Origin of the sequence: Parabacteroides massiliensis, from assembly GCF_900155425.1 — a bacterium.
GTDB classification, from domain to species: Bacteria; Bacteroidota; Bacteroidia; order Bacteroidales; family Tannerellaceae; genus Parabacteroides; species Parabacteroides massiliensis.
This window is the reverse complement of record NZ_LT700190.1, coordinates 788,995-809,285: the sequence shown is the minus strand read 5'-3', so window position 1 is coordinate 809,285 and position 20,291 is coordinate 788,995. Positions and strand designations below refer to the sequence as shown.

19 protein-coding genes are annotated in these 20,291 nt (G+C 45.1%); 4 read left to right on the top strand and 15 right to left on the bottom strand.

Features of this window, described 5'->3' with window-relative positions:
- Window positions 1-66: 66 nt before the first annotated feature.
- The 4 genes from BQ9893_RS10745 to BQ9893_RS10730 all read right to left on the bottom strand — a co-directional run bounded on the left by BQ9893_RS10745 (window position 67) and on the right by BQ9893_RS10730 (window position 4,915).
- Window positions 67-285 carry a hypothetical protein gene (locus BQ9893_RS10745; protein WP_075966021.1) on the bottom strand — a complete coding sequence of 73 codons (219 nt, stop codon included), beginning with the start codon at window positions 283-285 and terminating at the stop codon, window positions 67-69.
- A 117-nt stretch (window positions 286-402) separates the two neighbouring features.
- Window positions 403-2,772: a GH92 family glycosyl hydrolase gene (locus tag BQ9893_RS10740; protein ID WP_075966111.1), complete on the bottom strand. Its 2,370-nt coding sequence runs from the start codon at window positions 2,770-2,772 to the stop codon at window positions 403-405.
- Between the two features lie 2 nt (window positions 2,773-2,774).
- Window positions 2,775-3,158, bottom strand: a complete 384-nt coding sequence (locus tag BQ9893_RS10735) for a hypothetical protein (RefSeq protein WP_244155108.1) — start codon at window positions 3,156-3,158, stop codon at window positions 2,775-2,777.
- Between the two features lie 11 nt (window positions 3,159-3,169).
- On the bottom strand, window positions 3,170-4,915 hold the full coding sequence (locus BQ9893_RS10730; RefSeq protein WP_075966020.1) for a class I mannose-6-phosphate isomerase: 1,746 nt from the start codon (window positions 4,913-4,915) through the stop codon (window positions 3,170-3,172).
- 107 nt (window positions 4,916-5,022) lie between these two features.
- Here BQ9893_RS10730 and BQ9893_RS10725 point away from each other — a divergent pair, with 107 nt between their 5' ends.
- Window positions 5,023-5,913, top strand: coding sequence for an AraC family transcriptional regulator (locus BQ9893_RS10725; protein WP_075966019.1), 891 nt, complete (start codon window positions 5,023-5,025; stop codon window positions 5,911-5,913).
- Between the two features lie 24 nt (window positions 5,914-5,937).
- Here BQ9893_RS10725 and BQ9893_RS10720 read toward each other — a convergent pair whose 3' ends face one another.
- The 3 genes from BQ9893_RS10720 to BQ9893_RS10710 are packed head-to-tail and all read right to left on the bottom strand — an operon-like array spanning window position 5,938 to window position 8,625.
- Window positions 5,938-7,059 carry an endonuclease/exonuclease/phosphatase family protein gene (locus BQ9893_RS10720; RefSeq protein WP_075966018.1) on the bottom strand — a complete coding sequence of 374 codons (1,122 nt, stop codon included), beginning with the start codon at window positions 7,057-7,059 and terminating at the stop codon, window positions 5,938-5,940.
- Entirely contained in the window at window positions 7,056-7,934 is an 879-nt protein-coding gene (locus tag BQ9893_RS10715; protein ID WP_075966017.1) for a rhomboid family intramembrane serine protease, read from the bottom strand. Before BQ9893_RS10715 ends, BQ9893_RS10720 begins: the two co-directional genes overlap by 4 nt.
- Entirely contained in the window at window positions 7,915-8,625 is a 711-nt protein-coding gene (locus BQ9893_RS10710; RefSeq protein WP_075966016.1) for a rhomboid family intramembrane serine protease, read from the bottom strand. Before BQ9893_RS10710 ends, BQ9893_RS10715 begins: the two co-directional genes overlap by 20 nt.
- Before the next feature lie 189 nt (window positions 8,626-8,814).
- On the opposite strand from BQ9893_RS10710, the gene BQ9893_RS10705 reads away from it, so the two are divergent.
- Both BQ9893_RS10705 and argS read left to right on the top strand, forming a co-directional pair.
- A complete protein-coding gene (locus tag BQ9893_RS10705) occupies window positions 8,815-9,087 on the top strand; it encodes an HU family DNA-binding protein (RefSeq protein WP_075966015.1) in 273 nt (90 codons plus the stop codon).
- 125 nt (window positions 9,088-9,212) lie between these two features.
- On the top strand, window positions 9,213-11,006 hold the full coding sequence (gene argS / locus BQ9893_RS10700; protein WP_075966014.1) for an arginine--tRNA ligase: 1,794 nt from the start codon (window positions 9,213-9,215) through the stop codon (window positions 11,004-11,006).
- 466 nt (window positions 11,007-11,472) lie between these two features.
- Here argS and topA read toward each other — a convergent pair whose 3' ends face one another.
- Window positions 11,473-13,818: a type I DNA topoisomerase gene (gene topA / locus BQ9893_RS10695; RefSeq protein ID WP_075966013.1), complete on the bottom strand. Its 2,346-nt coding sequence runs from the start codon at window positions 13,816-13,818 to the stop codon at window positions 11,473-11,475.
- A gap of 149 nt (window positions 13,819-13,967) precedes the next feature.
- Here topA and BQ9893_RS10690 point away from each other — a divergent pair, with 149 nt between their 5' ends.
- The gene (locus tag BQ9893_RS10690; RefSeq protein ID WP_075966012.1) at window positions 13,968-14,231 is read left to right on the top strand and encodes a tetratricopeptide repeat protein; all 264 of its coding nucleotides are present in this window, start codon (window positions 13,968-13,970) and stop codon (window positions 14,229-14,231) included.
- Between the two features lie 66 nt (window positions 14,232-14,297).
- On the opposite strand, the gene nagB is transcribed toward BQ9893_RS10690, so the two are convergent.
- The 7 genes from nagB to BQ9893_RS10655 all read right to left on the bottom strand — a co-directional run bounded on the left by nagB (window position 14,298) and on the right by BQ9893_RS10655 (window position 19,760).
- Window positions 14,298-15,110 (bottom strand): glucosamine-6-phosphate deaminase, encoded by an 813-nt coding sequence (gene nagB, locus BQ9893_RS10685; RefSeq protein WP_075966011.1) that lies wholly within the window; start codon window positions 15,108-15,110, stop codon window positions 14,298-14,300.
- Between the two features lie 73 nt (window positions 15,111-15,183).
- Window positions 15,184-16,380, bottom strand: a complete 1,197-nt coding sequence (locus tag BQ9893_RS10680) for an FprA family A-type flavoprotein (protein ID WP_075966010.1) — start codon at window positions 16,378-16,380, stop codon at window positions 15,184-15,186.
- 37 nt (window positions 16,381-16,417) lie between these two features.
- Window positions 16,418-17,251, bottom strand: coding sequence for a prolipoprotein diacylglyceryl transferase (lgt, locus tag BQ9893_RS10675; protein ID WP_075966009.1), 834 nt, complete (start codon window positions 17,249-17,251; stop codon window positions 16,418-16,420).
- 57 nt (window positions 17,252-17,308) lie between these two features.
- The gene (locus BQ9893_RS10670) at window positions 17,309-18,205 is read right to left on the bottom strand and encodes a diaminopimelate dehydrogenase (protein ID WP_075966008.1); all 897 of its coding nucleotides are present in this window, start codon (window positions 18,203-18,205) and stop codon (window positions 17,309-17,311) included.
- Between the two features lie 318 nt (window positions 18,206-18,523).
- A complete protein-coding gene (locus BQ9893_RS10665; protein WP_075966007.1) occupies window positions 18,524-18,925 on the bottom strand; it encodes a hypothetical protein in 402 nt (133 codons plus the stop codon).
- 16 nt (window positions 18,926-18,941) lie between these two features.
- On the bottom strand, window positions 18,942-19,211 hold the full coding sequence (locus tag BQ9893_RS10660; protein ID WP_075966006.1) for a hypothetical protein: 270 nt from the start codon (window positions 19,209-19,211) through the stop codon (window positions 18,942-18,944).
- 87 nt (window positions 19,212-19,298) lie between these two features.
- Window positions 19,299-19,760, bottom strand: coding sequence for a hypothetical protein (locus BQ9893_RS10655; protein ID WP_075966005.1), 462 nt, complete (start codon window positions 19,758-19,760; stop codon window positions 19,299-19,301).
- Window positions 19,761-20,291: the final 531 nt, after the last annotated feature.

Here is a 20,291-nt window from a genome sequence, read left to right as displayed (position 1 = left end):
TGCCGCCATAGGCGGCGGAAACGTTCTGTGTTCCACTCTGATTTCAATCAAGACAAAGGCTTGGCTTTACTCTTTTCGGCTTTGCTCGCCTAAACGGATCGTCACCGTAGAAGGTTCCCCTTCATGTTTCACTGAGATCTCGACCTTTTGGGTCAGTCCGTTTTTCGATTTATAAACCGCCGGCAATACACGGCTTTTGATATCCGACAACCCCGAAGACGCATGGATCGGCAATACACCTATCAACAAAGCCAATCCGATCGACAAACAAGTTCTTTTTTTCATTTTATCGTATTTTTATTGATATAAGTCCTATGTATAACATACAGATTAACAACAACATCCACGAATCCCATCACGAAAAAGCCGAAAAGAATCGGGAATACAGCCGAATTCGTATTTTTAGTTTTCATATCGATCTTTGGGTTGGTTTCCCATTTCCAAGACTAAATGTCCACCCTTGACAATCTCCGAAAAAGGAAGGCGGGTCTCTGTCAAGTTTTTTCCATTTAGGTCTATCGATTGCACATAATCATTTTGCTTACTATTATTACGAGTCTCGATCACAAATTCCTTTCCCTCATAATAACAGCTATTTAGCTGAATCGTAATCTTATCGAACAAAGGACTACCCAAAGCAAAAGAAGGCGCTTGATCCGTCAAACCCTTCATATCAAATAATCCCAAGGAAGACATCACGTACCAAGCCCCAAGTTGACCTTGATCTTCATCCTGCCCGTAGCCATAACCATGTATACCGTCCGTACCATAGAACTCATTCAAGATCGCCCGCACCCACTTTTGCGTAAGGGAAGGACGACCTGCCTCGTTGAACATCCAAGAGATATGCAAGCAAGGTTGGTTCCCATGATTATACAAGGTCTGCAAACCGGCGAAAGCTCCAACTTCCGTGCCACCACTAAAAATCAACTTACGAGACACCGTAAAGATACTGTCCAACCGATGGTTAAATACGTTCGCACCGACTTTGGCAACCAATCCTTTCGCATCATGCGGCACATAAAAAGTATATTGCCAAGCATTACCTTCCTGAAACCCGCGCCATACCTGCATCGGGTTGAAATCTTCGATAAACGTGCCATTCTTCTTTTTAGGACGGACAAAATTACAGGATGGATCATAGATCCGTTCCCATCCTTTCGACAGATACATCAAACGATTGTAATCATCCATCTTGCCGAGTTGTTTCGCCCATTGGGCCACAGCCCATGCACTATAAGAATATTCCAATGTATGGGAAGCTGAGAACATAAAAGCCTCATCCGGCCCGTCTCCTTTATCCAAATGAGGCACATAACCATATTCCACGAAATAACGGGTGTCAACCTTTCCTGCACCTAACGGGCGGTTCTCTCCATCCAGCTCATTCTTCAAACAAGCCTCATAAGCCACATTCACATCAAAATCCCGGATGCCACACTGATAAGCGCCGGCAATAACCGTACTTAACAAATTCGTACCGACACCGGAGACGTAACGGCTATTGGCAATCCCATCCGCCAGCCAACCGGCATCTTTATACACCAACAAATGGCTACTTATATAATCCGAATAATACTCCGGATAAGCCAAAGCCCAAACCTGTGTCAGATTCCATTGCGCACCCCAGGCGGCATCGGTATTATACAAGTTATGTATCGGTTTCCCGTCTTTCAAAGGTATTTGGCCTACAGAACCATCATTTCTCGGATAAGAGCCATTTACATCGCTTGCCAACCCGCGGCCTAATAATGCGTGATACAAACCGGTATAGAATTTCACTTTATCCTCCCGTTCCGGAGTCTCTATCCGGATACGTCCCAAATAACTTTCCCATGTTTGACGGGAAATCTCCCTTGCCTCATCAAATGTAAGGGAAGCGGCCTCTGTTTCCCTATTCACCCGGGCATTCTCAACAGATGTATAGGAAAGGCCGACTTTTGCTGTAACCTGCTCTTGGTCTTGGGTATGAAATGTCAAATAAAGCCCGGCTCCCACCCCTGTCGCTTTCCGTCCATCCGGACGGATATCCTCTCCGTTGAAAGCGCCATATCCAACAGGCTCCTTATCCAACACGGCAGAGAAAAACAAAGGGACTGATGCTCCGGACTGGTATTTCCTTACATATTCAGGTTCGGTAATCACCCAACCTTCGATACGCCCGTCTTCCGTAAGGACTATTTCCGCATCTCGTACGGCTCCACTCTCTCCTTGACGATTTCCTATGTCAAACAAGATACGGCTATCCTCTCCCGCAGGAAACGTATAACGCTGAATAGCGACACGAGGAGTGGCTGTCAGTTCCGCACGAATCGAATGATCTTTTAAGAAAACGGAATAATAGCCGGCAGTAGCGACCTCATCCGCACGGTCAAAACGGGAACGATACCCTCTGCCTGTCGAGTCGTCTACCGCTCCGGGCACTGTTTTCAACAAACCTTTTGCAGGCATCAGTACAATTCCCCCGATCTGGAACTCATGCAAACAAGGAAAACCCTCGATGGATTGATCCCGATAATCATACCCCGTAGCCTCCCAACCGGATTTATTCCCGATATGCCCGTTGGTTGAAGGAGCCGGCTTGGCCATTCCGAAAGGCATCGCTCCCGGTGTAAAATGAAACCAACGGCAATGTGCCGTACCGATCCGAGGCTCCACATATTGGCAAAGCTCCTCTTGCCGAACCGTCTCGCCTTCTCTCACACAGGAGATGAAGAAAACACACGCAAACATCAGGAACCACATAGATTCTATAACATACTTTTGTCTCATATTCATTCTGATAGATGGTTTAACGCAAAAACATAAGCACCCATTGCAATCGAACGATTGGCTCCCTGCCTGCTGAGTATCACTCCGGTCCGTTTACAAGGATCATATCCAACCTTACGATTCGTCCCCGGGACAGAAACCTCTACTGCTTCTCCCCTGGCAAAAGCAAAGAAACTAATCTCATCATCCAAATCATATACTTTCTTTTGTAAACGCCCGAAACGAGTACCGTCCATCATTCCCGTCTGTGCATTCTCTAAACAATCCGCACAAGCCGGAAGGACTACCGGATCGACTATTTCCAGACCGCCTTGGATTGCAGAGAAAACAAAGTTGGTTCCTCCGGCATCCAGTGTCATTACGATTCGAGCATCATTTGTGTACATATCCTATTTCCTTATTGTCTAAATCTTACATATGCTTTTATCGTACCGCAATATTTGCCTACGGACACCCCATAAGGGCGGATTGTGTACTCACCGACACAAGCCGGAATGATGAAAGTCTCCGCATAATGAACCACAAATGGCTCAAACGCCGTTGTCGGGCTCTCCACGATCAATTCATCTCCTTTGATTACATTCAACACTTGCACCCCTCCATTCGTATTGTGAGACACAATATCCGTGAACCAATGACGGCGAGTTTCAATGAACTCATTCTCATGCAAGCCAGTCCGCTCCTCTCGCCATCCGTCTCCCTCAGCGATCGTCTCCACTTGGTTAATTAAATGATGGCGTACAAATTCTGTCTGCCGTTCCCATTGTATCGCTTTCGCGCCGTGGCCGATATTAATCGGTCGAGGCAACCCGTCCAATCCCAAGCGCCCCCAATCCCAAAGCTTAAACGTAAAGATACTTGGGGTAGCGCTAATTTCAAGTACCATCGCACCGGCACCCGAACAATGAATCGTTCCTGCTGGTATTAAATAATGATCATGCCGTTTAGCCGGCCATTTATTGACATATTTTTCCGTATCGAAAGTTTTTCCGGTCTGCTGGGACTCGTTTAAGGCTGCGATCATCTCGTCTGGATTCACCCCTGTTTTCAATCCCAGATAAACGGTTGCATTTTCCTCGGCATCCAACAGATAGTAGCTCTCATCCTGTGTATAATAAATCCCGAACGTATCCCGGATATATTGAGTGACCGGATGCACTTGCAAGCTCAAGTTTCCTCCTCCCATCGTATCCAAGAAATCGAAACGGATCGGGAAATCTTGTCCGAAACGAGCTTCGACCGGCCCTCCAAGCAATTCTCTTGTCTTATAGAATACCAAATCATTGGAAGGTATCTCAAACAACTCTTCGGCCACTTTCAAGTATAAACTGTTTTCTTCGGGCACGCAATCAAAACACCACCCGAAATTCTTTTGCTTTTTATCCAGATCACAGACCTCTTTCATCCATTGGCCCCCCCATGGAGCCGGATCAAAAAACGGTACGACCCGAAACGGTGCATGCGCCGTTTTCTCCAATCCCTCTTTCAGAGTCCCTCCTGATATCATCTTAGGTGTTCCGGCAATATGGGTGTCCAACCAATAATCGACCTTGGAGAGCAATTTCTTCTTCAAATTATCACAAACGATCCAATCGATAAAATACCCTCGCTTATAGTGGTACGACGGAGCTTCCTCACGGTTTTCCACACCTAAACCGTTCACCTCTTTTCTACGGGAACGCATCTGTATCTCCCAACGGGCCATATCCACATAGATCAGTTTATCCGGAGCGGGAACGAGCTCGCCGGCAGCGTGGCCATAAACGATTGTCCAGCCTTTTCCTTCACGCAAAGAATCCCGGCAAACATGCACCTTCTCCATATCCAAGAAATCCGTATAAGAAAAATGAGCCCGATAACCAAACAACCGATCATCCGTCAAATAAGGATCTGTCATCATTTCTATCTCTTCCACCGGTTTAAACAAATCTTGCGTATTAATGAAACGATCCGGTCGAAGCGCTTGCAACTCATGTATCAACTCCTCGTGATGGACACCTTGGTAACATTCCACCACCCAAACTTGTGGTCCATCCGTTTGCGCATGTACCTCCTTCAAGCGATCTCGTACCGCCTCCCAACCTTTCCACAATGTACCGTTTACAACGGTGGCCGGCTTTTTATCATAATTGCTTTTTCTCATCTCATGGTACTATATTATGATTTATATCGGCAAAATTATTTTAATAATCTGGATAAGAATAGTACATTTGTTCTGATTTACTTGTACAATTTTACGATTCATCCATCATGATTAAGATAAAAGAAGGATTTAAGGGAGAACGACTCGTTTCTTTACCCAAAGAGCTATTGGCCGGTTATCAAAAGGAACCGCTCATCTGCAATTTATATGTACGCAAGATAGGTTTCTTTCCCCGTGTTAAATATCATTTTCTTCAAAAAGAACAGGGTTGTGACTACGCCATGCTTATTTACTGTACAGAAGGGAAAGGATGGTATCGTATTCTTGGTAAACAATATACCGTAGAGAGACACCAATATATCATCATTCCTCCCGGTATCCCTTATTCATTCGGGGCAGACGAAACAGACCCATGGACTATTTACTGGCTACACTTTCAAGGCAAACTTCGCGATCAGTTCCTGCCGCCCCACCCGGTTCCGGTCACTATTTTACCGAACGAATATTCCCGCCTGCAAGATCGCTTACGCCTGTTTGAGGAAATCTATAGTAGTTTCTCCATGGGATATATAAAAGAATACATGATCTATTCCTCCATGTGCCTTTATGTGTTTCTGGCCTCTTTCATTTATCTAAAGCAATTCCGCCATATCATGATTCCTTCGCAAAAAGAATATCCGTTCACGGCACGGGTGATACATTATATGCGTGAAAATCTCCAACAGAATCTTACTTTAAAGGATTTAGCATCTTATTTCAAATATTCTTCTTCTCATTTCTCGGCTCTCTTCTTTAGTGAAACCGGGGTCTCACCCATGAATTACTTCATACGTCTGAAGATACAAAAGGCTTGTGAATATATAGAGCTGACAAACATGAAGTTGAACGAGATCGCCACACACCTGGGATTCGAGGATGCGGCTTATTTCTCTCGCACGTTTACAAAAGTAATGAGTTGCTCTCCTTCTGCCTATCGCAAAAAAGAAACAGAAAAATAGAATCTGTTTTTCCGAAGCAAAATGTCAACGATCCATTTTCAGTTGCAAGTAGCACCACAAGGGGTAATGATCGGAATAGCGGACCTTGTCGACCGTGCAGTTGATCGGTTTCATGTTGGCGGAATGCAGGATGTTGTCGATGCGGAACCAGAAGAAGTTTTCATTATAGGTGACCCCGACGCCACGGCCTGAAGCGGCATAAGCATCTTTCAGCGGTCCCTGGATCGTACGATGGGCGTAAGAAACAGGCGTATCGTTGAAATCGCCGCAGACCAGGATATAATCGGTATCGATCTTTTTTATTTCCTCGGCGACCGCCCTCGCTTGGCGGGCACGTATCCGGAAGGCGGGGCCCAACTTCTGTTCGATGGAACTTCTCAAACCGTCGAGCGTTTCGGAATTCAAATTCTTGATAAATGCGGAATAATGAGTCCGGTCCTCCATTGTCAGCTTGAAAGATTCCAGGTGGTTATTGATCAAAGTCAGTTTCTTTCCGTTTATATCCAGCTCATGGATGGACGAACCGTTAAAAGAGCTCTCGTATTTGATCTTGCGGGATTTGGAAATCGGATATTTGGAAAACACGGCGATATTGAATCTGAGCGTGCCTGAAGTGCCGACCGGGATAACCGAACGATACTTGTACATCTTCAAGGCATTGGCTATCTTCTGGTTCGTCAAAAAGTTCTTGGATGTTCCCACCGCATATTCCTGCAGGCACACGATGTCTGCTCCGGAATTCGCGATATACCGCAGGATCGGGTTCGGAGAATCTTCCGTATGGCCTTTATAGCCAAATCCCATAACGTTGTAGGTCAAGACTTTCAGCACATTCTCTTTCGGTATCTCGCTCACTCTGTTATGGAAAGGGAAATAGCGGGTCACAGGTCCCCGGCAGATCAGTAACGAACACAACCCGATCAAAACGAACCGCCATTCCCAAAGGAACAGCCAATAAAGGATAAAACAAAAGTTCAAAACGCAAAACACAGGGAATCCCAATCCAAGATAAGAGAAAAGCACACTCCTATCCGGAGAAATCCGGTCCGAGAAGGCGGATGCGACGAATAGCAGGATCACTATCACATTGGCAGCACCGACTACAGACTTGAACAGAATCCTAATCGCTTTAAACCGCTCGCTCATTTTTTGCTGGCATCAAATAGTTTTTTCTTTTCTTCCGCCGAAAGGCTTTCGTAGCCGGAACGTTTCAATTTGTCCAATATCGTATCCAGTTCGACCGTCTCCCGGTGTTTACGGGCGTTATATTCATAATCGCTCTCCGGACGTTTATAGGTCACACGCATCCTGGGTTTCGGTTTCACCAAATTCACCACCCGGTCGAGCAGGCGGTTCATCGGAGCCGTCAAATCTTTACCTTCCTTGATCCGGGCGGCAAACCAGATACCGAACAACGCGCCGCCGATATGGGCGATATGGCCGCCGGCATTCGTAGACGTAATGGCCAGCAAGTCGATCACAAATGTAAACAGTGCCAGATAAACCAGCTTGATCCTACCGATCAGGAACAGGCCGATTTCCAAATCTTTCCGGTAGAAAGAGACTGCAAACACAATCGCCATGACCGATGCTGACGCCCCCATCAAATAGCTATAGGCGGCAACCGTACGGAAATAAGGGAACACGTTGTAGGCCACCAGGAACAAGACCGCTCCCGCTATGCCTCCTAACAGATACAGGCCGCCCAATTGCCGCTCGCTAAAAAAAGTCAGGAACAGGCCGCCGAACCAGTACAGCCACAGCATATTAAACAGAATATGCAGGAAGTCGAAATGCGTGAACATATAAGTGAAAATCGTCCACGGCCGGTACAAAAGCAATTCGGGAGACGAAGGCATCTGCAGATACTGCAAAAACGGGAAGCCGCCCAGGTTGAACAGCATCAGGACCACACTCGTCAAGCGTATGACAACGAACAGCCCGACATTGATATAAATCAGTTTCGCCAGGATGTTGCCGGAATTGAAAGTCCGTCTGAGATTAGTAAAAATATCGTCCATTGCCTATATCTTTCTTTTTCCAATACCGTACAAGGAAAAACCCGAAAAGCATGCCGCCCAGATGCGCAAAATGCGCTACGGAATCACCTCCGTTATTGGCGACTCCCATGAACAATTCGGCCAATCCGTAAAAGATCACGAAATATTTGGCCTTGATAGGAATCGGGATGAACATCAGATACAGCGGAACATTCGGGAACAACATGGCAAACGCCAGCAAAATACCGAATACGGAACCGGAAGCACCGATCGTGATCAGGTAGTTCAACGAAGGATCGCCCGCAACCAACTGTGCCAGCGTCACCCCGTTCGCGCTGGCGAAGGAATGGACGGAATACAGCCAGACCAGCTCTTGCGCGATGCCAGCTCCGATCCCCGTCACCATATAAAAGATCAGGAAACGCTTCGGCCCCCAGACATTCTCCAGCACACGTCCAAACATATAGACACCGAACATATTGAAGAATACGTGTGCGAACGAGTGAGTATCATGCATGAACATGTAAGAAACAAACTGAAAAGGATAGAAATCCTTCACACCCGGAAAGTGCAGCCCAAGCAGCTGAACTAAATCAATCCCGACTTTAGGCAAAACAAGACTCGCCACCCAAAACAGCAGGTTGATTATGATAAGGTTTTTCGTAACCATCGGGATGCTGTTCAGAAATCCCGAACCATTTTGATTCATCATACTTATTTATCAATTTATGGACAAAGGTATATATATTTTGGTACTTTTCTGACAGGGCAGCACTAAAACATAGTAAATCAATAAAAAAAACTCTTTTTTTCTTTGCGATATCTTAAAATAGAATTACATTTGACACCGACTTTTTCAGGCTATCACAAAAATGTTTAATATATTAATTATCAAACCATCATGAACAAAACAGAATTTATCAATGCTGTAGCGGAAAAATCCGGTTTAAGCAAAGTTGATGCAAAGAAAGCAGTAGAGGCTTTTGTTGAAACAGTATCCAGCGAATTAAAAGAAGGTGGCAAAGTAGCTCTTTTAGGTTTTGGTTCTTTCTCTGTTGCTGAAAAAACCGCACGTAAGGGCGTTAACCCGAGAACGAAACAAGCAATTGAAATTCCGGCACGCAAATCGGTTAAATTCAAAGCCGGAGCCGAATTGACAGAAAATATCAAGTAATTCAACTTTACATCCTCATAGTAAAAAGGCATCCCGTCGCAGGGGTGCCTTTTTTATTTATGGTTTTTACAAAATAATCCTGTACCTTTGCAGGTAAAATAAATCCGAACATATACTAAACGAATATGGTTATCGAACAACAGATTACCGGTGCGATCATTGCCGGCATAAAAGAACTGTATGGAGCCGATGTGACGGCTAACCAGGTACAACTGCAAAAGACAAAAAAAGAGTTCAAAGGACATCTGACTCTGGTAGTTTTTCCCTTCCTCCGCATGTCGAAGAAATCACCGGAACAGACAGCCCAGGAAATTGGCGAATACCTGCTCCGGCATGAACCGGCTGTTGCCGAATTCAATGTAATCAAAGGATTCCTCAACCTGACCGTCGCCTGTGCCTGCTGGATCGATCTATTGAACGAAATCAACGGCCAGCCGTCATACGGGTTCATCCCCGTGACGGAACAGTCCCCTTTGGTCATGATCGAATATTCTTCTCCCAACACCAACAAACCGCTCCACCTCGGACACGTGCGCAACAACCTGCTGGGCTACAGCCTGTCCGAGATCATGAAAGCAAACGGCAACAAGGTGGTAAAGACAAACATCGTAAACGACCGCGGCATCCATATCTGCAAATCCATGCTCGCATGGCAGAAATGGGGCAACGGCGTGACTCCCGAATCGGCGGGCAAGAAAGGCGACCATCTGATCGGTGACTTCTATGTCCTTTTCAGCAACAAACTGAAAGAAGAGACCGCCGCCCTCGAAGCGAAAGGCATGACGAAAGAGGAAGCCGAAGCCGCTTCTCCCCTGATGGGCGAAGCACGCGAAATGCTCCGTAAATGGGAAGCCGGAGACAAGGAGGTACGCGCCCTTTGGGAAATGATGAACAACTGGGTGTATGCCGGATTCGACGAGACATACAAAATGATGGGGGTAAACTTCGACAAGATTTATTACGAATCACAAACTTATCTGGAAGGCAAGTCCAAAGTCCTGGAAGGACTCGACAAAGGCATTTTCTACCGCCGCGAAGACGGTTCCGTATGGGCTGACCTGACAAAAGACGGCCTGGACGAAAAGCTGTTGCTCCGTGCCGACGGGACTTCCGTCTACATGACACAGGACATCGGGACCGCCAAATTGCGTTTCGACGACTATCCTATCAACAAAATGATCTACGTGGTAGGAAACGAGCAGAACTATCATTTCCAGGTATTGTCCATCCTGTTGGATAAATTGGGCTTCGAGTTCGGCAAAGGCCTTGTCCATTTCTCTTACGGCATGGTCGAACTGCCGGAAGGAAAGATGAAGAGCCGCGAAGGAACGGTTGTCGATGCCGACGACCTGATGGAAGAGATGATCGGCACAGCCCGCGAGATCTCGCAGGAGTTGGGCAAGGTGGACGAAATGACCCCGGAAGAAGCCGAAGACATCGCCCGCATGGTCGGCCTCGGTTCCCTGAAATACTTCATCCTGAAAGTAGACCCGCGCAAGAACATGACTTTCAACCCGAAAGAATCGATCGACTTCAACGGTAACACAGGCCCGTTCATCCAGTATACATACGCCCGTATCCGTTCCGTCTTGCGTAAAGCGGCCGAGCAGGGCATCGTTTTACCGGAGCAACTGCCGACAACGACCACTATCTCCGAAAAGGAAGAAAACCTGATCCAGATGATAGCCGACTACGCTTCCGTCGTTCGCGAAGCAGGAAAGGAATACAGCCCCGCCCTCATCGCCAACTACACGTACGACCTGGTCAAGGAATACAACCAGTTCTATCATGATTTCTCCATCCTTCGCGAAGAAAACGAAGAAGTGAAGAAGTTCCGCCTTGTCCTCTCCGCCAACGTAGCCAAGATTGTCAAATCGGCCATGTCATTGTTGGGAATCGAGGTTCCGGAAAGAATGTAAGAAATAGTCATCCTCTACGGAGCAACTAATACGGAACATACCGGAAACTAATTCGAAAGTCACAGTAAACTAATTCAAGACATGTAGCATATTGCCGATATGTGGTACTACCTACCGTGAATACGTAGTACTACATATCGGCAATTAGTAGTACTACATATCGGCTGTTAGTAGTAACTACCAACAGATACTTTGCTATATGCTTCTACTTAGTTCTTCGGGTGTTCTGACTTAGTTTGTGGCATAAAACGGGTTAGTTTGCCGGTTGCTTGCAGACCGGTGCCAGAGAAGTGCCGGGTGTCCGGGAACTATCGGACCTGACACTTAACCGACACTGTTTAATAGACTATATATTAAAGAGATAACAATCAGAGGTGCCAGGTGTCGGTTCCTTTTGTATTTTTCTTACAAAATTCACTTCCTGCAAATAATGAACTTATCTTCTCAATAAAAAGAAAGCCTTTTATCAGGCTTTCTTTTTACGTGTTGTTTTCTTTGCTGCCGGTTTTTCACCTGCTTCAGCTATGATCTTTTTGCAATCTTCGAGTGTTAAGTTTGTCGGATCGGTTATCGTTTTCGGAATGCGATAGTTTGCTTTCTGATAAGAGATATAAGGGCCAAAGCGACCTTTGAGGATTTCCATCTCCGGGTCTTCGTCAAACTTCTTGATAAAACGCTGCTCGTCTTTCACTCTTTTCCCTTCGATCAAGGCGATTGCTTCCTCTGCCGTAATCGTCAGCGGATTCAAGTCTTTCGGAATGGAAACGAATTTACCGTCATGGCGGATAAACGGCCCGAAACGACCGACAGCTGCCACCATCACCTTGCCTTCATATTCTCCGACCGTACGAGGAAGGTCGAAGAGTTTCAAAGCCTCTTCCAAGGTGATCGTGTCGATGGACTGGCCTTTCATCAGAGAGGCGAACTGAGGTTTCGGCGCCTCCTTGTCATCGGCATGGGCAACCCCGATCTGAACGACAGGACCGTAACGGCCGATCTTGACAAACACCGGATTGCCACTCTTCGGATCGATACCGAGTTGGCGTTCCCCGACCTTATGTTCGGTCTTAACGGCTGCCGTAGCTTCCACGATCGGATGGAAAATCTTATAGAATTTATCGATAGCCTTCGTCCAGACCAACTCGCCTTCCGCAACCAAGTCGAATTCCTTTTCAACACTGGCCGTAAAGTTGTAATCCAACACATCCGGAAAATACTCCATCAGGAAGTCGTTTACCACCGTACCGATATCTGTCGGCATCAGTTTGTTGCGGTCAGCCCCGACGATCTCGGTCTTCTCCGCCTCCTTGATCTTTCCTTTGGACAGAGAAACAACCGTGTAAGTTCGTTCCGTACCCTCCTTGTCTCCTTTCACCACATACTCGCGGTTCTGGATCGTCTGGATAGTCGGTGCATAGGTAGACGGACGTCCGATCCCTAATTCCTCCAGACGGCGAACCAGGCTGGCTTCCGTATAGCGTGGCGGACGCTGCGTGAAACGTTCCGTCGCTACGATATCTTTCAACGACAATGCCTCATGCAACTTCACCGGAGGAAGCAGGCCGTTTTCCTGTTCTTTCTCCACATCGTCGTCGTTGCTTTCCATGTAGACCTGAAGGAAACCTTCGAAGCTGATCACTTCGCCGACAGCGACAAAACGTTCCGTCTGTCCGCTGATGCCGACCGAAATAGTCGTTCGTTCCAGTTCGGCATCCGCCATCTGGCAAGCGATCGTGCGTTTGCGGATCAGTTCATACAGTCTCTTCTCCTGCGGAGTGCTTCCCGCCTCCACATTGCTGATATAAGTCGGGCGAATTGCTTCGTGAGCTTCCTGCGCCCCCTTGCTCTTGGTATGATATTGGCGGAACTTATAATATTTTTCTCCGTATGTCTCGAAAATAGCTTCTTTTGCCGTGCCTAACGCCAGGTCGCTCAAGTTCACGGAGTCGGTACGCATATAGGTGATCAACCCGGATTCATACAAACGCTGTGCGATCATCATCGTCTGCGACACGGAGTAGCCCAACTTACGGGCCGCTTCCTGCTGCAAAGTGGAAGTCGTAAAGGGGGGAGCCGGCGATTTCTTTACCGGTTTCGTCGTGATGTCGTCTATCGTGAAAGATGCATTCTTACAGGATTCCAGAAAAGCTTCCACCTCTTTCTTGTCCTTCAAACGGCGGTTCAGCTCGGCTTTCAGCACCGTCGTGCCATCGGGCAGGATGAAATTGGCGATCACACGGAAAGCTGCCTCGCTCACGAATTCATTGATCTCGCGTTCCCGTTCCACGATCAGACGTACAGCTACCGACTGCACACGTCCGGCAGATAAAGCCGGTTTGACCTTGCGCCACAAAATCGGCGAAAGCTCGAACCCCACGATCCGGTCCAGCACGCGGCGTGCCTGCTGGGCGTTCACTAAGTTGATATTGATATCGCGCGGTGTTTCAATGGCATGCAGAATGGCATTCTTGGTAATTTCATGAAAGACGATACGTTTGGTATTTTCGGGTTTCAGGCCCAGCACTTCATACAGGTGCCAGGATATGGCTTCTCCTTCGCGGTCCTCATCGGAAGCGAGCCATACCTGTTCGGCCGACTTGGCTTCGGATTTCAGTTCGCTGACCAGTTTCTTCTTGTCGGCCGGAATCACGTACTGCGGAGCATAGTCGTGTTCGATGTCAATACTAAACTCTTTCGTCTTCAGATCGCGGATGTGACCATAGCTCGACATAACCTTATAATCTTTTCCGAGGAACTTTTCAATGGTTTTTGCCTTAGCGGGTGACTCTACTATTACCAGATTTTTTTGCATAATAACGTCTTCTCTATTTGAAATCGGGTGCAAACTTACACAAAATCTATGATTTATGATTTATCATTTATGATTTATGATTTAAATTTGCATTTTATCTGCCAAAATCGGCATCTATAATTCATAAATTACAAATCATAAATCTCGAAATGGAAACGATTAAACGACTCATCACTGACGGTAAAACAGACGAAGCCATCCGTTTGTTGGACGAATACATAGAAAAAAATGCCTCTTCCGACGAAGCGTACTACTTACGTGGCAATGCTTACCGCAAAAAAGGTGATATCCGCCAGGCCCTGAACAACTACCTTACGGCAATGGACCTGAACCCCGACAGCCCTGCACTAATCGCCCACAATCAACTTATTTCAATCATGAACTTCTACAACAAAGACATGTTCAACCAATAAAAAAGGCCGTATCTATCACAGACACGGCCTTTCATCTTTTAAATCAAAACTATTATGAATAAAAAATTACTTCAATAAAGAACAAGGGCAAAGATTGTCTTTCTCTATATCTTTAAAATAGTTGTATGTCCCGACCTTCAGTTCTGCGCAGGCAGCTTCGTCGGCAACAATAATGCCTTTCGGGTGCATCTGCAAAGCCGTGATGGTCCACATCTGGTTTACCGCACCTTCAACAGCCTGCTGCAAAGCGCGGGCTTTGTTGTGGCCGTTCACCATGATCAGCACCTCTTTTGCATCCAGTACCGTAGCAACGCCGACCGTAACGGATGTCTTCGGAACTTTGTTGACATCGTTGTCGAAGAAACGGGAATTGGCGATGATCGTATCGGTCGTCAAAGATTTGACACGGGTACGGGAAGACAAAGAAGAACCCGGTTCGTTGAAAGCGATATGCCCGTCAGGACCGATACCGCCCAGGAACAGGTCCACGCCTCCGGCAGCTTTCATCTTTGCTTCGTAAGCGGCACATTCGGCTTCCAGATCTTCTGCGTTTCCATTCAGGATGTTCACATTCTCCGGCTTGATGTCGATATGGCTAAAAAAGTTGTTCCACATGAAAGAATGATAGCTTTCAGGATGGTCTTTCGGCAAGCCTACATATTCGTCCATGTTGAAAGTTATGATATTCTGGAAAGAGATCACTCCCTGTTTGTTCAGTTCGATCAGGTTCTTGTACATGCCCAGAGGCGAAGAGCCGGTAGGCAAGCCCAAAACAAAGGGTTTCTCGGCTGTCGGATTTGCTTTTTTAATCTTGGCAGCAACATAATTGGCAGCCCATTTTGAGAGTTGCTCGTAATCAGGTTCAATAATTAGTCTCATACGCTTTTTTTATTTAGTTCTTTCGTTCCTAAAAGTAATACCTTTATTCTTTCTGACCAAGAATTTTCCATTCTCAATCTTCTGTTTTCAATTTCTTGGCCATTTCTTCTCCCAAAGCCCAGCATTCTTCATACTTATCTGCCTTCAGAGCCTGTTTCTGCTCGACCGGAGCGCCTACGGTTTCCCATTTCATCTTCTCGCCGAATGCCGCCAAGTTTTTCACCGCAGCTCCCGCCCAAGTGAAAGAACCGAAATAGCCGTAGAGACGATGTTTCACCTCACGCGTTTCTATCTTATCCAGAATCGACTCGATCTCAGGGAACAGACGGTTGCTGTAAGTCGGGCTACCGATAATCAGGCCCTTATACTTGAATATGTCTTTCAAGACATAAGATGCAGGGCTCTTGCTGACATTGTGCATGACGATATTCTTCACTCCGTTTGCGGCCAAAGATGCTGCGATCGCTTCTGCCATCTGCTCGGTATTGCCATACATGCTGCCGTACACGATCGTCACGCCTTCTTCACCTTCATAGCGGCTCATACGGTCATAGAGGTCGATCGCCTTCGCCGCATATTCACGCCAAACAGGTCCGTGGGTCGAACAGATCGTCCGGATATCCAGAGCCGACAGTTTCTGCAGGGCACGCTGCACAGGATTTCCATATTTGCCGACGATATTGGAGTAGTAACGGAGCATCTCTTCCCAATAATGTTCCACATTCATTTCTGAGTCGATCACGCCGCCATCCAGCGTTCCGTATGTCCCGAACGCATCGGCAGAGAACAGTATCTTATCAGTCGAATCGTAAGTGACCATCACTTCCGGCCAGTGCACCATCGGAGCCATATAGAAAGACAATTGGTGGCGGCCCACGCTCAGGGTGTCTCCTTCTTTCACTTCATACAACCCGGTCGAAATGCCATGATAGCCTTCCAACATGCCGAAAGTCTGCTTGTTCCCGACGATCCGGACATCCGGATACTGCTGGCGCAACAAACGGATGCTGCCCGCATGGTCCGGTTCCATATGGTTTACAATCAGAAAATCCAATGGACGCCCATCGAGAGCATCTGCTATTTTTTTCAGGAAAACATCGGAATAACACACATCCACCGTATCGACCAGGACCGTTTTCTCATCCACGATCAGATAGGAATTATAGGATACGCCGTAAGGCAAAGGCCACATATTCTCAAAAAGAGCTTTTTGACGGTCGTTTACACCTACATAGTAAACTTTATCTGCTATTTCTTTTAACTTATACACTTTGAAAATTAAAAATTAAAAGTTGGACATTAAATAATCAATTCTTCTTCATCGCTTTTCCAAGCCGCATGGCACGCCATACGAAGTAGATGCCGGCCAGAATGAACGGAATGCTGAGCCATTGTCCCATATTCAGTATCATATCGGCTTCGAACTCTTCCTGGTTGTTTTTCAGGAATTCAATGAAGAAACGCGAACCGAATACGCAAATCATGAACACACCGAAGATAAGCCCCTCCTTTTTCCAGGCATCTTTTTTGAAGTAGAGCCACATGCAGATCGCAAAAGTCACCAAATAGCAGGCGGCTTCATAGAGCTGTGTCGGATGGCTGGGGACGGTAAAGACGGGGGCAGCCCCTCTTTTCCAGGCATGCAGGTTTTCTATAAAACGAAATCCCCACGGCAGATCCGTCTGATGCCCGTATATTTCATGGTTCATCAGGTTTCCCAAGCGGATCATGGCAGCCACAAGGCCGGTCGGAACCACCAGCTTGTCGAATGTCCAGAGCATGCTCCGGTGGCTGACCCGTTTAGAATAGAAATAGATGGCAATGATTATACCCAACGTTCCCCCATGGCTGGCCAACCCGCCTTCCCAGACTTTCAGTATCTCGACCGGGTGGGCCAGGTAATAGTCCGGCGCATAGAACAGGCAATGCCCCAAACGGGCACCGATCACAGTTCCCAACATCGTATAAATCAGCAGGGAATCGATCCATGCAGGATTGAGTTTTTCTCTTTTCCACATCTTCTCTACGATCTTGTAGCCGATCAGGAAACCGATGGCAAACGCCAGTCCGTACCAGCGTATCTCACGCGAACCGATGGAAAAGATGGCGGGATCAGCCGTCCAGGTAATAAAATCAAGCATAATTATATCAATTGATAATTGACAGTGGACAATTGAAATTATCCACTGTCAATTCATTTAAACCAATTTTCTTATTAAGTCTTCTCTTTCGCCGTAAAGCATATCGATCACCGGCAACTCGATCATCGTGTAGGCGCCGGGCTGCTGTTTGAAGCTTGCGCGGGCGACACAAACCAGAATCTGCGCCGTAAGAGCCGGGTTGTTGATCTTCATGTCGAATTCGATCAACTGGTTCTGCGTCTTACCGGAAACACCTTTACGAACAAGGTTCACGCCGTGTCCCATATCCTTCAGGTCGTCCACGCTGTCAACCCGGATCACATGCGTCTCGTCGTGAGCAAAATAGTCGTCCGCCTTGATGGCTGCTGCCACTTTATCGAAATCATATCCATCTTTCACTTCGATATAGACCATGCGGCGATGGACGCCTGTCCCCATCGGGATTGTCATGGACAGAGCCGCCTTCACACCTTCGATGGCTTTGACGGCAACAGTATGCCCCATGCTCATGCCCGGCCCGAAGTTCGTATATGTAATTCCTTTCGGAACGATCGCCTGCAACAAAGCACGAACGATAGAGTCGCTTCCCGGATCCCATCCGGCAGAAATGACTGCTACGGTGTTATGAGCTTTCGCTACGGCATTGAGCGAACGGCGCAAATCGACAATATTTCCGTGGATATCGAAACTATCCACCGTATTGATACCTAAAGAAAGTATTTCTTTGGCATAAGTCTCTACGCTACGGGTCGGAGTCGCCAGAATAGCCACATCGACTTTGTCCAACTTCGTGATGCTATCAGTGACGGTATATCTTTTCAATTCATCCGGAACATCATTCGGATTTCGACGCACAACACCTGCAACCTCAAAATCTGGAGCCACTTCCAATGCCTCCAACACGTACTTTCCAATATTGCCATATCCAACAATGGCTGCTCTAATCTTTTTCATACTTTAGTTTTTACTTTTTCTTCAGCCACAAAAGTAGTTATAATTAAGGGATTGACAAAAGAGGGGGACGTTGTTTTTGCTTAAAATGAAAAGCAGCCCTCAATCCAAGGTTATATACCCTGATTTTAAGGAATCTGCCCGTGCAAGCCTTGGGCGACTATGGGGTTGAAGTCGATTTCAGGACAACGTTAAAACGGGGTTCAAGAAAGTCCGGCTTCCATGCCGCCTGATTACATCAAAAGTCAATTGATGCCCATACATGCCTAATTGAAAAGGAACGACTTCATTCGACATTTCATCTTCATACAAATGTTCTCTTTAACCCCTTCTACGCTTCCCTTCATCAATGTCAAAAGATAAATATTCCTCATCAACAAGATTTACCGATTGATATACGAACTTTTTCCCCATTAAAAAATAAAAACCTGTACAACAGCTAAACGTATTTGAATCTTTCTTTTTCAAGATGATCTGTAACCCTGACACAACATCATTTAAATACACGATATCACCTTCCTTTCTAACATTACCATAGGAAATAGGCAAATCGACTGGCGCGTTAAGTTCAGGTAGATGTATACTTAAACAGTACTGTCCCCTTTGTTCCATCATTAAAAGGACAATCTCTATTCTAAACTTTTTTTCAATCTTTCTATCATATTCAGTTATCAGATTTGACAAATCAGACAATTGATATTCTTTATATTGAACACTCTCCATAATTGTACATATTTAATCATCCACCAAACACCATCCGGGACATAGGCTCAACAAGCTGATACATATAAATCCAATAAAACAGCAGTACTCCTAAAAAGAAAATTGCAAGTGCACCTCCCAAAGAGATTGAATACAAAAAGAAAAAAAGCAAAAATAAATCAATAGCACAAAATACCCAATAAGAGAAGAAAATACCTAAGAACCAAATCGTGCTCCAATGAGGATCTGCTTCTTTCAGTTTCTTTGAATAGAACAGGTAGTACATATAATATAATACATCAATCATGGCCGATAGTTTTTAGAGAAATCCATACATATTAAAATTTAATTTTATAATCTTCCATAATTACATCAATAAAAATTATTTCTGTTTTCACAAAAGCCGCAGCATATCCAATCTTCCTATATTATTTTCTACAATATATCCATTTTCAAATATATTATCAAATCCTTTATTTTCCTGTAATAACAAATCGCTGTTTCCAGTAAAAATATTATTTCTAATAACAATTTCTTTCTCAAAACAACAATCAAAAAAAGAGAAGAAACCCTTGAAGATGTTTTGTTCTATAATAATCTCTTTCTTATTATGTCCTCCCATTTCATAGTCAATATCAGACAATACTAAATTTTCAACAAATATCAATCCTTTACTAAACCAAGATGAGTATATATCCATATTGGTTATAATACATCTTCGTATTATAACTTCTTTCTCAAACTCTATACCCACAAAATCTAATGTATCAATAATACAATTAGATAAATAAATAGGGCAAGATACATCTATTGACCCAGAATCTATTTTTTGAATAATTTGATTTTCAAATTTCATCAATCTTCTATTTTATGCAACAACAATCGGTATTCAAGTATCGAAAATTTCAATATCATTTTCTGCTATTATCTTAATAACACCCGCATTTGTATAAATAGAATAACATTTCAATTTACATAATATTTCCTCCGAAAGATATTTTTTCATTTTTTCTTTATATTCCAATAAAATCGGATCTATATCATTTACTTCTGAATATGATATATAATAATCTCCCACTATATTATGACATAAATCCACGTAAGAATAATATAAGTTTCTAAAAGCACATTTCACTTTTTTCCCAGATCCTGTATACTATCCTCCTCTACATTTGCATTTCCAATATTTAATACAAACTGAATATAATAACAATTTTCAATATCATCAAAATCATATGATAAACTTCTAATTACCACATCATGATAAAAATAATCATAAAAGATACATTTCATACTCTGTACTATCTAAATATTTTAAAACTTAATTTTCATTCCAAATCCAGGATCTGTTTTCCCGACAAAACTAATATTACATCCGTACCATTAT

What these genes read in the sequence shown, in the direction of transcription:
- lgt (WP_075966009.1), bottom strand. Translation starts at nt 17,251, where the DNA reads ATGCTTGATTTTATTACCTGGACGGCTGATCCCGCCATCTTTTCCATC.
- BQ9893_RS10660 (WP_075966006.1), bottom strand. Translation starts at nt 19,211, where the DNA reads ATGATTGATGTATTATATTATATGTACTACCTGTTCTATTCAAAGAAA.
- BQ9893_RS10745 (WP_075966021.1), bottom strand. Translation starts at nt 285, where the DNA reads ATGAAAAAAAGAACTTGTTTGTCGATCGGATTGGCTTTGTTGATAGGT.
- BQ9893_RS10735 (WP_244155108.1), bottom strand. Translation starts at nt 3,158, where the DNA reads ATGTACACAAATGATGCTCGAATCGTAATGACACTGGATGCCGGAGGA.
- BQ9893_RS10715 (WP_075966017.1), bottom strand. Translation starts at nt 7,934, where the DNA reads ATGGACGATATTTTTACTAATCTCAGACGGACTTTCAATTCCGGCAAC.
- BQ9893_RS10655 (WP_075966005.1), bottom strand. Translation starts at nt 19,760, where the DNA reads ATGAAATTTGAAAATCAAATTATTCAAAAAATAGATTCTGGGTCAATA.
- BQ9893_RS10730 (WP_075966020.1), bottom strand. Translation starts at nt 4,915, where the DNA reads ATGAGAAAAAGCAATTATGATAAAAAGCCGGCCACCGTTGTAAACGGT.
- BQ9893_RS10720 (WP_075966018.1), bottom strand. Translation starts at nt 7,059, where the DNA reads ATGAGCGAGCGGTTTAAAGCGATTAGGATTCTGTTCAAGTCTGTAGTC.
- BQ9893_RS10710 (WP_075966016.1), bottom strand. Translation starts at nt 8,625, where the DNA reads ATGATGAATCAAAATGGTTCGGGATTTCTGAACAGCATCCCGATGGTT.
- BQ9893_RS10670 (WP_075966008.1), bottom strand. Translation starts at nt 18,205, where the DNA reads ATGAAAAAGATTAGAGCAGCCATTGTTGGATATGGCAATATTGGAAAG.
- nagB (WP_075966011.1), bottom strand. Translation starts at nt 15,110, where the DNA reads ATGAGACTAATTATTGAACCTGATTACGAGCAACTCTCAAAATGGGCT.
- BQ9893_RS10665 (WP_075966007.1), bottom strand. Translation starts at nt 18,925, where the DNA reads ATGGAGAGTGTTCAATATAAAGAATATCAATTGTCTGATTTGTCAAAT.
- BQ9893_RS10690 (WP_075966012.1), top strand. Translation starts at nt 13,968, where the DNA reads ATGGAAACGATTAAACGACTCATCACTGACGGTAAAACAGACGAAGCC.
- BQ9893_RS10725 (WP_075966019.1), top strand. Translation starts at nt 5,023, where the DNA reads ATGATTAAGATAAAAGAAGGATTTAAGGGAGAACGACTCGTTTCTTTA.
- BQ9893_RS10705 (WP_075966015.1), top strand. Translation starts at nt 8,815, where the DNA reads ATGAACAAAACAGAATTTATCAATGCTGTAGCGGAAAAATCCGGTTTA.
- topA (WP_075966013.1), bottom strand. Translation starts at nt 13,818, where the DNA reads ATGCAAAAAAATCTGGTAATAGTAGAGTCACCCGCTAAGGCAAAAACC.
- BQ9893_RS10740 (WP_075966111.1), bottom strand. Translation starts at nt 2,772, where the DNA reads ATGAGACAAAAGTATGTTATAGAATCTATGTGGTTCCTGATGTTTGCG.
- argS (WP_075966014.1), top strand. Translation starts at nt 9,213, where the DNA reads ATGGTTATCGAACAACAGATTACCGGTGCGATCATTGCCGGCATAAAA.